The sequence below is a fragment of the Pseudomonas typographi genome (genome assembly GCF_014694385.1).
GTDB classification, from domain to species: domain Bacteria; phylum Pseudomonadota; class Gammaproteobacteria; order Pseudomonadales; family Pseudomonadaceae; genus Aquipseudomonas; species Aquipseudomonas typographi.
The window spans coordinates 1-250 of sequence record NZ_JAAOCA010000199.1; the positions used below are offsets into that span (position 1 = coordinate 1).

General features: G+C 55.2%; 1 rRNA gene. It reads left to right on the forward strand.

Annotated elements, in window-relative coordinates:
• Positions 1-178 precede the first annotated feature (178 nt).
• Positions 179-250 (forward strand): 5S ribosomal RNA (rrf, locus tag HAQ05_RS28380); the annotation flags it as partial.

The following is a 250-nucleotide window of genomic DNA, read 5'->3' on the forward strand; positions in this document are numbered from 1 at the left end:
GCTGTGAGGCGTTGAGCTAACCCATACTAATTGCCCGTGAGGCTTGACCATATAACACCCAAGCAATCTGCTGCGGCAGGTTGAGCGGGCGAAGACGCCACAACCGAAAATTCGTGACACTCACACACATCACATACCCGATTCGCTGCCACGTGCAAACGCGGCGGCTACCGAATTTCTTGACGACCATAGAGCGTTGGCACCACCTGATCCCATCCCGAACTCAGCAGTGAAACGACGCATCGCCGAT